Here is a 13,543-nt window from a genome sequence, read left to right as displayed (position 1 = left end):
CCAGGGTGGGCCGGGAGCAGTCCCTGAGCGCCGCCTTGGGCATAATAGCCGTGGCGCTATCCGGGATCGGGCTGTTCGTCAGCCGGCAGATATTGCCGATATCGTTGTTTGATGTGGGCCTGTTCTCCTTCGCCATTTTCGTATTCTATCTGGTGGCCCAGCAGATGATATTCAGGCATGAAAAGGAAAACCCCAGCCAGCGGGGTGAGGTCAAGTATTCACACATCACCATGAGAGGGGCGGTTGTCAGGTTCTGTCTGGCGGCGGCAGTGATCGTAGCCGCCGGATTGTACCTGCCCATGGTGGCTGATGAACTGGCCGGCGTCATGGGCTGGGGCCGTTCCTTCGTCAGCACCGTATTCATGTCCCTGGCCACCACCAGCCCGGAATTAGTGGTCTCCATCAGCGCCCTCCGGATGGGCCAGGCCGGAATGGCCCTGGGGAACCTCTTCGGCAGCTGCATATTCAATATCAGCCTGATCTTTATCGACGATGTTTTCTACCATGGGGCCATTATGGCCGATGCCTCGCCCACCCATATCTTTACCGCCTTTCTGGCGCTGGCCATGATGGGAGTGGCCCTGACCGGACTGCTGTTTCCGGCCAAAAAGAAAGGGCTGATCAAAGTGGGTTGGGATGCGGCCGTTATTTTCGGGCTGTACCTGTTGGGGGTGTATGTGATCTTCAAAATGGGCCTGACCCTGGGTTAAAATCAACTCCATCTGGAGCAGGGCAATGGAAAAATACATCAGCGACATAAGCGTGATAGTGGTGTTCTCTGCGGTGCTGTCGTGGCTGGCGATAATCTCCCGGCAGCCGCTGATTATCGGTTATCTGGTCTGCGGGGCGCTGATCGGGCCCTGGGGTTTCAAGCTGGTCAGGGACGTAAGCTTCGTCAATGCCGTCTCCCAGCTGGGGATAATACTGCTGCTGTTCCATGCCGGACTGGTCCTGCATCCCCGGCGGCTGAAGCAGCTGTTCAAACAGGCGACTGTCGTCCTCTTGGGCCAGAGCCTGGTAATATGGGTTGGAGTTGCCTTGATAGCGCTGGCTTTCGGCTATGGCTTCAGTTCCAGTCTGCTTATCGGGTTGACCATGATCTTCACCAGCACCATTCTGGTGATCAAACTGATTCCCACCACCACCCTGCATCACCAACGGATGGGGGCTTTTGTTATAGCCATTCTGATTACCGAGGACATCATCGCCGTCGGGGTGCTGATGTTGATAAGCGGCACCGGCCATCCCCTGTTGCTTTTGGTGAAGGGGATAGTTCTGGCGGCAGCGGCCTTGGCCTTTGAACATTTTCTGCTGCGAAGAATATTGCGGCGGGTTCAGCACTATCATGAGGTTCTTTTCCTGATGGCCTTAGGATGGGGTTTGGGACTGGCCCTGGTGGCGCATCTGATAGGGTTTTCCCCTGAGGCGGCGGCCTTCATTGCCGGGGTGGCCCTGGCCAGGGAGCCGCTGGCCCTGTTCCTGTCCGAGGGATTGAAACAGTTCCGGGATTTTTTCCTGGTTTTCTTTTTCTTCGTGCTGGGCGCCCGGTTCAACTTTGGCCAGGCGGGCGCTATAATAATACCAGCATTGATTCTGTCCCTGGCCGTGATGGCCATCAAGATGTTCAGCTTTGGCATATTATTCCGGGTGGTAGGGGAGACGAAAAATTTTTCCCGGGAGGCGGCGATCAGACTTTCCCAGTCCAGCGAGTTCGCCCTGATCATTGCTGCCGCCCTGTTCGGCCTGGGTCATATAGACGGCCGGACCTGGCAGATGATACAGATGGTGACCATCTTTACCATGGTGATGTCATCCTATCTGGTGGTATTCATCTATCCCACGCCGCTGGGTGCGGAGGGATTGCAGAAAGTGTGAGAAAATGGTGGGAGCCAACAGGAAATTACCCTATCTGCTGTTGCTGCCGGCTTTGGCCGTGATAGTTCTGGTGCTGCTGGTTCCTCTGGGATACTGCTTCTATCTTTCGCTGTTCAAGCATTCGCTGGGGACCGGCATCCGCGATTTTATCGGGCTGAACAATTATATCGCCCTGCTGGGCGATCACCGATTCACCGCTTCGGTCTTCCGGACCATGCTTTTTGTGTCGGTAACGCTGACTCTGGAGATATCGGTAGGGTTCGGCCTGGCCCTGATGATGCACTCTCTGGTCAGGGGAAGGGGGCTGGTGAGGGCGGTGGTGATGATCCCCTGGGCCGTGCCCACCGTGATAGCGGCAATGATATGGGGATGGATGTTCAACGACCGGCTGGGATTGGCCAACCGGCTGCTGGATTTGGTCGGCCTGATACCCGCGCCGCTAGTATGGCTGGCAGATCCGGCCTTGACCTGGACCGCCATAGTGATGGCCGAAGTTTGGAAAACGGCGCCTTTTGTGGCGCTGATAATACTGGCCGGCCTGCAGATGATTCCGATTGAGCTGTACCAGGCAGCCGAGGTCGACGGGGCGGGAGCTTTCCAGAAATTCAGGATGATCACCCTTCCCCTGCTTTGGCCCACCATTCTGTTGGCTTTGCTTTTCAGGACCATAGACGCCCTCAGAGTGTTCGACCTGATAATGGTGATGACCGGGGGCGGCCCGGCCGGCAGCACCGAGGTGCTGTCGCTGTATAACTACAAAACGCTTTTTTCCCACCTTGATTTCGGTTACGGATCTGCCATGTCCATGGCCTTGTTCCTGCTGGTGATGTCCTTCAGCCTGGTCTATGTAAGAATGATGGCCAGGAGAGCGTTATGAAAAAGGTAGCTAAAATAGCGCCCTATGGCTTCGCGATCTTGTTTTTGCTCCCGATTGCGCTGCCCTTTATATGGCAGATACTGACATCGCTGATGTCTCCGGCTGAGATCGCTTCCGGCAGCAGCTGGCCCAGTGCCCTTTATTTCAAAAATTATCTGGATGTATTCTCGGGACGTTATTCATTCCTGCGATACATTGCCAACAGCTTCATTATTTCCAGTGCGACTGCGGTGCTGTCCATCGCCATCGGCTGCCTGGCCGCCTATGCCCTGGCCAGGATGCGGCTAAGATATAAGAATGCCTTCATGCTGGCCATATTGTCGGCGGCCATGCTCCCCCAGATCGCCGCCATTAGCCCGCTGTTCCTGATTTTGCGCCGGGCCGGACTGCTGAATACCTATTGGGGATTGATAATCCCCTATATCGGGTTTAACCTGCCCCTGGCCGTCTGGATGCTTTATAACTTCTTCCGGCAGCTGCCGCCAGAATTAGAAGAGGCGGCCGCCCTGGACGGGGCCGGCTTTGGAAGCACCATCTGGCATGTATTTCTGCCGCTGGCTGCCCCCGGCGTATTTACCACGGCTATCCTGGTGTTCATCTTCTGCTGGAATGAATTCCTGCTGGCCCTGACCCTCAACACCCGGGAGAGCATGAGGACTGTGACCGTGGGCATCGCCATGTTCCCGGGCCTGTATGAAATGCCCTGGGGCATCATATTCGCCGCCGCCACGGTGATAACCCTGCCCTTGGTAATACTGGTGTTGGTGCTGCAAAAGAAAATTGTTTCCGGCCTGATGGCCGGGGCCATAAAAAGCTAAGATATTTTTGAAAGGGATTTCCATGCGTGCTATGATAAAACTGGCATTACCGCTGATCGCCCTGGCGATGATGATGTCCTGCGCCAAGCCCGGGGGGAAGACCATAACCTGGGCAGTGGGAAAGGATCCCACCGGCCGGCACCAGGCGATGATCGAGGAGTTTCAGAAGCTGCATCCCGGAGTAACGGTGAAATTGCTGGAGATGCCGGAATCCTCAACCGCCCAGCATGATGCCTATGTGACCTATCTGGCGGCGGGCGATAAATCCATAGATGTCTATTCCATCGATATCATCTGGCCTGCTGAGTTCGCCCGGGCCGGATGGCTGCTGCCTCTGGGGGATGCTCTTGCTTCATCTGAAAAAGATGACTTTCTGCCGGGCCCGCTGACCGGATGCACCTACCGTGACACCTTGTGGGCCATGCCCTGGTTTACCGATGCCGGGATGCTGTATTACCGCAAGGATCTGTTGGAAAAGAACCGATTGAAAGTACCGGACACCTGGGAAGAGCTTATAAAACAGGCCTCGTTTCTCTCCAAGAAATACGATATGGCCGGATATGTCTGGCAGGGCCAGCAGTACGAGGGACTGGTATGCAATTTTCTTGAGATCCTCTGGAGCTGCGGGGGAGAATTGTTTGATGATAGCGGCCAGCCTTTGTTGACCAGCCGGGAAGCTCTTATGGCTGCCGGGATCGTAAAGGAGATGTTTAATATTAATGCCTCTACTCTGGGTGTTTTGACCTATAAAGAAGAAGAGAGCCGGCTGTTGTTCACTTCAGGCCAGGCGGTCTTCATGCGCAATTGGCCATATGCCTGGGCCCTCTCCCAGGATACGGCCAAGGGTTCCGCGGTGGCAGGCAAAGTGGGAATGGCTCCGCTGCCGGCCTGCCGAGGGGAGGTCAGCTCCTCCTGCCTGGGCGGCTGGAACCTGGCGGTAAGCCGTTTCTCCCGGAATCCCGACTTGGCAAAAGAACTGGTATTATTCCTAACTTCCTATGCTTGCCAAAAGGACTTTGCCCTCAAAGGCGGCAGACTGCCCACCAGGAGATCGGTATATCATGATCCGGAGGTTTTGGAGCTTAATCCCCATTATAAGGATTTTTACAATTCTTTCGTAACTGCCAGGCCCCGTCCGGTCAGGGCCGATTACCCCAAGATATCGGACATCCTGCAGATCGGTCTGCACCGAATATTTACCGGTCAGGTTAGAGAGGATGAGGGGTTGCTGTCCCTGCAGGAGGAATTGAAAAGGGCTATGGTTAAGGAGTAATGCTGAAGGCGACTGGTAAAATACGGAATTCGGGCAAAATATCGATTGCACTGTTATCCCTGTCTATGATCATCGCATTGGGTGTCTTTGATTATTACACCGGGATAGAAGTGCCGTTGTCTATTTTTTACCTGATGCCCATCGCCCTGTCGGCTTGGTATGTCAATCGATCAGCCGGCTATGTGGCCAGCCTGTGCAGCGTGCTTTCCTATTGCCTGTCGCAATATATCAGGGCCGATCCTATCTCCCAGTCCTCGGTGCTCTGCATCAATTGCGGGGCCCGGTTGGTTTTCTTTCTGTTGGTGGCTTTTATTATTTATCGATTGAAACATCTGCTGGTAACCGAAGTGCAATTTGCCCGGACCGATCCCCTGACCGGGATAGCCAACCGGAGATATCTTTACGAGCGCTCCCAGTTGACGATAGATCAGGCAAAAAGAAGCGGCCGCCCGATCTCCCTGGCTTTTTTGGATCTGGATGATTTCAAGCCTCTCAACGACATGTGGGGGCACAGCCATGGCGACCAGATACTGAGGATGATCGGCCAGGAGATAAACAACAATATCCGCAACACCGATCTGGCGGCCCGGTTGGGCGGCGACGAATTCGGCATTCTGCTTCCGGAGACCGACCGGGCGGCGGCCGCCAAAGTGATAGGCAAGCTGCAGGGTATCCTGCTGGGGCTGATGACCGCCCGGGGCTTCCCCATTACCTTTAGTTTCGGAATCGCTTCTTTTGTTTCGACTCCGGAATCGGTTGACCTGTTGATTAACAAAGCGGATCGGTTGATGTACCAGGCCAAGGAAGCGGGGAAGAATATGATAATGGCTGAGGATTATTAAGTATGATATGCGAATATGCCGGGAGTGAAAACGGATTATTAGGAGAGTAAGATGAAATTCAATTACACCGTCATCGTTTCCATATTCATCGCCGTCAGCCTGGTGGTGCTGGGCTTTGCCCTGGTCCAGGTTCACCAGGAGAGGCAGCGGTTGAATATCGAACTGGAGCAGCGGGCCAATTTGCTGGGCCAGGCCCTGCATGAAAGCATCTCCGGCCAGCTGGCCCAGGAGAATTACCAGAAGATCAGCCAGGTGGTGGCAAAGTTCAATCAGAAGCAGCGGATACTGGGGCTGGCCGTCTACAATGTCAAGGACAGCCTGGTGGGAATATCCTCGGGCATAGAGTCCTACATGCCTTTCGCCCAGATACCCCTAAAGCAGGCCATGGGGGTGGACAGCTGTTTCGGTCATCCGTTAAAGTCGGGCGCCAAGAATTTCTATCTGCACATCATGCCCATCCATGACGAGGGCCGCCTGGTGGGGGCCACGGCCATATTTCAGGATACGGATTATATCCATAAAAGGCTGGGGGAGATATGGCGGGCCAATTTCATCAGATTACTGGTGCTGGCCCTGTCGGTGGCCCTGGTCACCACCCTGGTCATCCAATGGAGCATCTTTGTTCCGATGAACCGGATGGTGGAATGGATGCAGAGCCTGCGGGAACAGAAGCCTTCAACCGAGACCGTGATGCCTTCCCAGGACTTCTTCTCCCCCTTGGGCCGGGAGGTAACCCATATGGCCGAGAGCATTCTGGAGGCCCGGGAGGCGGCCGAGCAGGAGGCCCGCCTGAGGGCCATGGGAGAATCGGTATGGACCCCGGAGAGGCTTAAGGAGGAGATGCGGACCCTGCTGGACGACAAGCAATTAGTGGTGGTCTCCAACCGGGAACCGTACATGCACAACAGGAAAGGCAAGGGCATTGAATGGATCATGCCGGCCAGCGGGATGGTCACGGCCATAGAGCCGATCCTCAAGGCCTGCGGTGGAACCTGGATAGCCTCCGGCACCGGAGACGCCGATAGGGATGTGGTTGACCAGGACGACAAGGTCCGGGTGCCGCCGGATGACCCCCGGTATAATTTGAAAAGGCTGTGGCTGTCCAAGGAGGAGGAGGAGGGATTTTATTACGGTTTTTCCAACGAGGGGCTGTGGCCGCTGTGTCATATTGCCCATACCCGCCCCATATTCCGCAAGGAGGATTGGCAGTACTACCAGCAGGTGAACCAGAAATTTGCCGATGCTGTGCTGAAAGAGATCGAAGGTTTGGATGAGCCGCTGATCCTGATTCAGGATTACCATTTTGCCCTGCTGCCGCAGATGCTGAAAGCGAAAAGACCCGATGCCCGGGTGGCTATCTTCTGGCACATCCCCTGGCCCAACTCCGAGTCCTTCGGGATCTGCCCCTGGCAGAGGGAACTGCTGTACGGCATGCAGGGGGCCGACCTGATAGGGTTTCATACCCAGTTTCACTGCAATAATTTTCTGGACACCATGGCCCGGGCCGTGGAATCCCAGATCAACTGGGATAATTTTACCGTCAGGGTGGGCGGCCATACCACATTGGTAAAACCCTTTCCCATCAGCATAGCCTTTACCCTGCTGGATATGGAGCGGGTTCCCGAACATCAGCCCTCCAAGGAGGAGCTGTTCAAGGAGCACGGCATCAAGGCCGAGTTCATGGGGGTGGGGGTCGACCGGCTGGATTATACCAAGGGCCTGATGGAAAGATTTCTGGCGGTGGAGAATTTTCTGGAGAGATATCCCGAATACCAGGGGAAATTCACCTTCGTGGAGCTGGGGGCCCCCAGCCGGACCCACATCAAGCGCTACTCCGACCTGGTGGCCGAGGTGGAGAAGGAGGTCGAGAGGATAAATTGGCGGTTCAAGGGCAAGGACTGGAAGCCGATCTTGTTTCTGAAGAAGCATCACAGCCATCAGGAGATCGCCCCGTACTACCAGGCGGCCGATCTCTGTATGGTCACCTCCCTGCATGACGGCATGAACCTGGTGGCCAAGGAATTCGTCGCCTCCCGGAGCGACGGGGAAGGGGTGCTGATCCTGAGCCGGTTCACCGGGGCGGTTCGCGAGATGCGGGATGCCCTGATAATCAACCCCTACGATATCGAACGCACCGCCGGGGCCATCAAATACGCCCTGGAGATGCCGGCCGAGGAGAGAAAACAGAGGATGGGGAATATGCGCCAGCATCTGCTTAAGAATAACATCTTCCTCTGGGCGGTCCGCCTGATCAGAGAACTCAGCGCAGTAAGAGTGTAATTTTATAAGTTAGGTGATGATATGCGAAACAAGGCAAAAAATCCCTTCGTCTTTATGACCTCGTCCTCCCTGGTCACCATTACCGATCGCAAGGCCTACAATATCAAGGAACTGCTGGAGGGCATCAAAGAGGTCAGCGGGTCGTCCATCTACCATCACAGCCATCAGGTGTATCGCGAGTGGCAGACCTTCGGCCGGCCGCCCATCCACGATTTCGGATACTGGGTGGGCGAGGTGATCCGGGAAAAGGGGCTGGGAGAAAGACTGGCGGCGGTGGATCCCACCCAGTACGATGACATCAGGAGTTTTCGGATCCGGCTGGCGGAAATAATTGAAGAACACCTGGCCAGCGATCCCATAATTAACCAGGCGCCCCTGGGCAGCCAGTTCAATTTTTGCGAGTCAACCTCGATAATCCTGGATACCGGCACCAGGGCCGGGAACCTGGATGAATTCATCCAGGCCCTGGGAAGGATCACCAGCCGCTCCCTGTATTACCATCTGTTCGAGGCCAGGATCAGGCTGCACCGTTTTGACAACGATTTTTCCATCTGGCTCCGGGACCAGCTGGAGGCGCCGGAGATAGCCGATGCGATATCCAAATTGGATATCTCGGTGTCCAGCCTGGAACAGCTGAGGGCCCACCTGTTCATCATCCTGGGAAAATACCGGGGGGTGCCTCCCCGGGAGCTGGTGAAAAAAGTGGTCCAGCTGCCGGCCGAGATGATAGAGCTGCTGATGGACACCATATCCTATCCGGTCCGCAGCCTGAATCGCTTTTTCGATGAAAAGATAAAATCCGAAGGCCTGCCCGATCTCCGGCCCAAGAACAATAACAGCAAGGGAGGGAAGAAGTAACATGGCTTTAGCAAAACTGGACGATTACCGCCAGGTGGTGGGCGACCCCGAGATCGAGGAGATGCGGGCCATCGCCCGCCAGCTGAAAGGCGCCCGGATGAAGCATATAAACTCCACCTCGGTGGGCGGCGGAGTGGCGGAGATCCTGCACCGGATGGTGCCGCTGCTCAACGAAATGGATATACTTGCCAGATGGGAGGTGATCAAGGGGGGCGACGATTTTTTCAATATCACCAAGGCTTTTCACAATGCCCTCCACGGCAAAGCGGAAAATATAACCCCGGAGATGTTCCAGGTGTTTACCGATTACAACCGTAAAAATGCCGAGGAGATGGATTTTTCGCAGGACGATTTCGTGTTCATCCACGATCCCCAGCCCATCTGCCTGATAGAAAAAAGATCCCAATCAAACGCCCATTGGATTTGGCGCTGCCATATAGATATCTCCACTCCCCAATCCGATCTTTGGCAGTTCCTTAAAAATTATGTGGAGCAGTACGACGGAGCGGTCATCTCGTCTCCCAGCTTCTCCCAGAAATTGGCGGTTCCCCAGTTCCTGATCCCGCCGTCCATCGATCCGCTGGCCGACAAGAACAAGGAGCTTGATCCCCGCTACATTGACTCGGTGTTCGAAAAATACGGCATTGACCGCAAACGGCCGATCGTCACCCAGATCTCCAGGTTCGACCGCCTGAAGGATCCGGTGGGCCTGATCAAAGCCTTTAAGATGGTCAATAAAAAGCTGGACTGCCAGCTGGTGCTGGCCGGGGGCGGGGCCACCGATGATCCCGAGGGCCTGCTGGTGCTGGAGGAGGTCAAGGCCGAGGCCGAAGGCAGCCCGGACATTCATATTCTCCACCTGGCGCCGGGGGCCGATCTGGAGATCAACGCCCTGGTGAGGGGCTCCTCCATCATCGTTCAGAATTCCATCAAGGAGGGCTTCGGCCTGACGGTCTCCGAGGCCCTGTGGAAGGGGAAGGCCATCATCAGCCGGCCGGTGGGAGGCATCACCCAGCAGGTGCTGCACGATGTCACCGGTCTGCTGGTCCATTCCACCGAGGGGCTGGCCTATTCCATCCGCTATCTGCTGGCCAACCCGGAGCTGGCCTTGGCCCTGGGTAAGACAGGCAAGGAGTTCGTTCGGGGCAATTTTCTTATCACCCGCCATCTGCGCCGTTACATGCTGGTGATGCTCTCCACCAGGTTCTCCGGCCAAAAGGAGATCTGCCTATGATCCTGCTGATGCTGGATTTCGACGGAACCCTGGCCCCCATCCGCCCCCGCCCCGAAATGGCCAGACTTCCGGCCGGCACTCTTAATCTGCTTAAACGACTGGGAAAGTCTCCGGATATAATTCTGGCCATCATCAGCGGGCGGAAGCTGGCCGAGCTGAAAAAATTGGCGCCGGTCCGGGGCATATATTACGCCGGGTGCCACGGCCTGGAGATCAGCGGCCCGGGAATAAAATTCACCCATCCCCGGGCCAGGGCGGCCATCCCATATCTGAAGGCCCTGCTCAAAGATCTAAGAAGCTTGAAAAGCAAGCTGCCGGGGGCCTTGATCGAGGACAAGGGGCTTTCGGTGGCCCTCCACTTCCGTCACCTATCCGCCAAACATATTCCTTTGATGAATGAGCAGATCGTCAGACTGAAAAAGAAATATCCCCGACTGCTCTGCCAGCCGGGCCGGAAGGTGTACGATTTCAGGCCCAATGTATCCTGGGACAAGGGGCGGGCCGTCAAGCTGTTGTTGAAAAAACTCTATAATAAGAATCCATTCCCAATTTATATCGGAGATGATACTACCGATGAGGACGCCTTCCGGGCGTTGCGGGGGATCGGCCTTACCTTGCTGGTGGAAAACCGGGAGAAAGAACGGGGCCGGACAGCGGCAGTATGCCGGCTGGCTTCCACCTCCAAAGTGCGCACATTTTTAAACTCCTTAATATGATTGCCTTAACAGGAACAAAATTTGGTTCTTCTCTATTTTCTTTCTCTCCGCTTTCTCTTTGAAGAGAAAGCTACAAAGTCACGCCAAAGGCGGATCCGCCTATATGGATTTACCTGCGGTGGCGGAAGAACTGTCGCTGCACCGCTGCCTCGTTGTCAAATGACCAGATGCCTAAATGTCTTGACCACGAAACAGGGCACCCGCAGGCAAAACATTTTTTACGGCAGCTTTTGCCAGGCAGCAGCGCCGATGCGACCCGGTACCCCGCCTTTAAGTGGAGCGGCTCAAACTTCAGCTCCGATAAAGCAGTCATTGTGTCACGTGCCCCATGCAGGCTCTGGTTCAATGAATGCCGGGGCGTAGGCCTTACTATCCGCGGAGCTGGGCGGTAAAGACTTCTTTGGTTACTTTCTTAGTCATAAGAAAGTAACGTTAGAGTTATTACAGGCCCACTTTTGGATAAACTTAATACCAGTTCATACTCAAATGGGGTTGATTATTGTTCCTGTCCGGCGTAGTTGCAGAGAGAGGAATAATATTCCACTCCTTGAAGAGGCTTGCCAATAGGCTGATAAACCATCCTTAATGCCCAGTCATAATTTCTTTTACGGCCTTACTTTTCTGTATCGACAGAAAAGTAACAAAAGAACTCTTGGGGTGCAGGGCTTACGTTCTACATAAAAAGCGCCGTAGATAGTGCATTTACGATTTTTTGGCAGTCAAACTAAACGGCCTTCGCTGTCGCTTTCGGCCTCTCACTAGATCGCTACTGCACCCCAAACCCCATTTACTTGAGCTTTCCCGGGTTGATTAGTAAAGCTCAAGCCGGGTTCTCTCGTTCAATTTGTTAAAAAGTGCAAAACTATAGTGATATAATCGAAAAGGACTTCTTTGATCGCCAAATTTAAAAAACATGCTCTCAGGGCTGTCGAGCGAATGACTATGATGGGCCGCCCCACCAGGATATTGCTCTTGGGGGTCGGCGTGGGAATCCTCACCGGACTGACGGCCGTGGCATTCCGCAGCCTGATCATCTTTTCCAACAGCCTGTTCTTTCCCCACGATCCGCATCAGATATTTCTGATCGGCCGGTGGTGGCGCTACCTGGCTTTTCTGATCCCGGCCATCGGTGGCCTGCTGGTGGGCGGCATTATGTATCTGTTCTTCCGGAAGGAGGAGCCCTTGTCCGGGGTTCCCGAGGTGATGGCGGCGGTATCTTTGAAGGGCGGCATGCTCAGCCCCAAGACAGGTTTAAAGGGTCTGCTTTCGGCCATCACCATCGGCTCGGGCGGCTCGGCCGGCCCGGAGGGCCCGATAGTGGAGATCGGCTCCTCGCTGGGGTCATATTTGGGACAGAAGCTCAAACTGACCAGCAGTGAACTGAGGCTGATGGCGGGATGCGGAGCCGCCGCCGGGATATCGGGCGTCTTCGGAGCGCCCCTGGGCGGGGTGTTCTTCGCCCTGGAGATCATTTTGGGAGAGTTCGCCATCACCACCTTCGCTCCGGTGGTGCTTTCGGCGGTGGCGGCCGCGGTCATCTCCCGGACCTTTCTGGGCGACCAGCCGGCCTTCCAGGTGGCGGCGGTAAACTCGCTGGGCTCGCTCTATGACATTATTCCCTTTTTGGTGCTGGGGCTTTTATCCGGCCTGATATCGGTGCTTTTCATCAATACCCTCTATAAGGGGCAGTCCATGTTCGGCCGGTATAAATTAGCATCCTGGCTGAAGCCGGCAGCAGGCGGATTGATGGTGGGAGTGTTGGGTATGGCCCTGCCCCAGGTGCTGGGCGAAGGGTATCATTCGGTGACCGCCGTTCTCAACGGGAATATTCTGTGGTGGACGGCCCTGCTGCTGGTCTTTGCCAAAATACTGGCCACCTCATTGACCCTGGGCTCCGGGGCTCCGGGGGGATCATTCGCCCCGGCCATATTCATCGGGGCCATGCTGGGCGGAGCCTTCGGCCAGCTGCTGGCGGTTCTGTTTCCCGGGTTCTTCGTCTATAATGCCTCATATGCCCTGGCCGGGGCCGCCGGGGTGGTGGCCGGAGCCCTTAACGCCCCGCTGACCGCCGGGCTGATCATCTTCGAGATCACCGGGACCTACAAGGTGGTGCTGCCGGCCATGATCGTGGTGGCCATCTCGGCGGTGATAACCAAGCGGATGAAGGGATCTTCGGTCTACACCCAGGCCATGTTCAAAGCCGGACTGCCGGTGGACCAGCTTCGCCGCCACAGCCATCTTTCCTCGGCCACCTGCCGCCAGGCCATGAAAAAGGACATCATGGCCATCCTGCCCCAGATGTCACTGCATGATATCATCAAGGCCATCAGCCAGACCGATCAGTTGATACTGCCGGTGATAGACGACAACAACAAGTATCTGGCCTCCGTCAACTGGTCGCAGCTCCGGCTGTTCCTGGAGGACGAGCAGACCGGCGGCCTGATAATCGCCCACGACGTGATGGTCAAGGTCCCCCAAGTGAATGCCGATGACAGCCTGTCGCTGGCCCTGATGTACCTGATAAAGAACGATATGCAGGAGATCCCGGTGGTGGAGAACGGCAAATTGGTGGGGTTGATAGGGAACAAGGAGATATTAAGGGGAGGTTTCTGATATCTTCCGATTATTACAAGACACGAACCACTGAAACACGGAATATTGTTGTTTCGGGGTCCCCAGCCCTGCCGTCTACAGCTGATAGATATTATTACTCCGGCAATTAAATAGGTGAATAATCCTTACCCGTTTTTTGAACGTCCTTGTTGTCATG

General features: G+C 55.4%; 11 protein-coding genes. All 11 read left to right on the top strand.

What is annotated here, in order from left to right:
- Window positions 1-710: sodium:calcium antiporter (locus tag KJ869_10935; GenBank protein MBU1577702.1), on the top strand; the 710-nt coding region annotated here is incomplete at its 5' end.
- Window positions 711-735: 25 nt separating this feature from the next.
- Window positions 736-1,875 carry a cation:proton antiporter gene (locus KJ869_10930; protein ID MBU1577701.1) on the top strand — a complete coding sequence of 380 codons (1,140 nt, stop codon included), beginning with the start codon at window positions 736-738 and terminating at the stop codon, window positions 1,873-1,875.
- A 4-nt stretch (window positions 1,876-1,879) separates the two neighbouring features.
- Window positions 1,880-2,752 (top strand): sugar ABC transporter permease, encoded by an 873-nt coding sequence (locus KJ869_10925; GenBank protein ID MBU1577700.1) that lies wholly within the window; start codon window positions 1,880-1,882, stop codon window positions 2,750-2,752.
- Window positions 2,749-3,570, top strand: a complete 822-nt coding sequence (locus KJ869_10920; protein ID MBU1577699.1) for a carbohydrate ABC transporter permease — start codon at window positions 2,749-2,751, stop codon at window positions 3,568-3,570. Before KJ869_10925 ends, KJ869_10920 begins: the two co-directional genes overlap by 4 nt.
- 22 nt (window positions 3,571-3,592) lie before the next feature.
- Window positions 3,593-4,843: an ABC transporter substrate-binding protein gene (locus KJ869_10915; protein ID MBU1577698.1), complete on the top strand. Its 1,251-nt coding sequence runs from the start codon at window positions 3,593-3,595 to the stop codon at window positions 4,841-4,843.
- A gap of 65 nt (window positions 4,844-4,908) precedes the next feature.
- On the top strand, window positions 4,909-5,685 hold the full coding sequence (locus KJ869_10910) for a GGDEF domain-containing protein (GenBank protein MBU1577697.1): 777 nt from the start codon (window positions 4,909-4,911) through the stop codon (window positions 5,683-5,685).
- 51 nt (window positions 5,686-5,736) lie between these two features.
- Complete coding sequence (locus KJ869_10905; GenBank protein MBU1577696.1) at window positions 5,737-7,965, top strand: trehalose-6-phosphate synthase; 2,229 nt, start codon at window positions 5,737-5,739, stop codon at window positions 7,963-7,965.
- 21 nt (window positions 7,966-7,986) lie between these two features.
- Entirely contained in the window at window positions 7,987-8,823 is an 837-nt protein-coding gene (locus KJ869_10900; GenBank protein ID MBU1577695.1) for a hypothetical protein, read from the top strand.
- A 1-nt stretch (window position 8,824) separates the two neighbouring features.
- Window positions 8,825-10,057 carry a glycosyltransferase gene (locus tag KJ869_10895; protein MBU1577694.1) on the top strand — a complete coding sequence of 411 codons (1,233 nt, stop codon included), beginning with the start codon at window positions 8,825-8,827 and terminating at the stop codon, window positions 10,055-10,057.
- The gene (gene otsB / locus KJ869_10890) at window positions 10,054-10,773 is read left to right on the top strand and encodes a trehalose-phosphatase (GenBank protein MBU1577693.1); all 720 of its coding nucleotides are present in this window, start codon (window positions 10,054-10,056) and stop codon (window positions 10,771-10,773) included. Before KJ869_10895 ends, otsB begins: the two co-directional genes overlap by 4 nt.
- Window positions 10,774-11,709: 936 nt before the next feature.
- Window positions 11,710-13,386 carry a chloride channel protein gene (locus KJ869_10885; protein MBU1577692.1) on the top strand — a complete coding sequence of 559 codons (1,677 nt, stop codon included), beginning with the start codon at window positions 11,710-11,712 and terminating at the stop codon, window positions 13,384-13,386.
- Window positions 13,387-13,543 lie beyond the last annotated feature (157 nt).

Source organism: Candidatus Edwardsbacteria bacterium (assembly GCA_018821925.1).
GTDB lineage: Bacteria > Edwardsbacteria > AC1 > AC1 > EtOH8 > UBA2226.
This window is presented reverse-complemented; position numbering and strand designations above follow the sequence as displayed.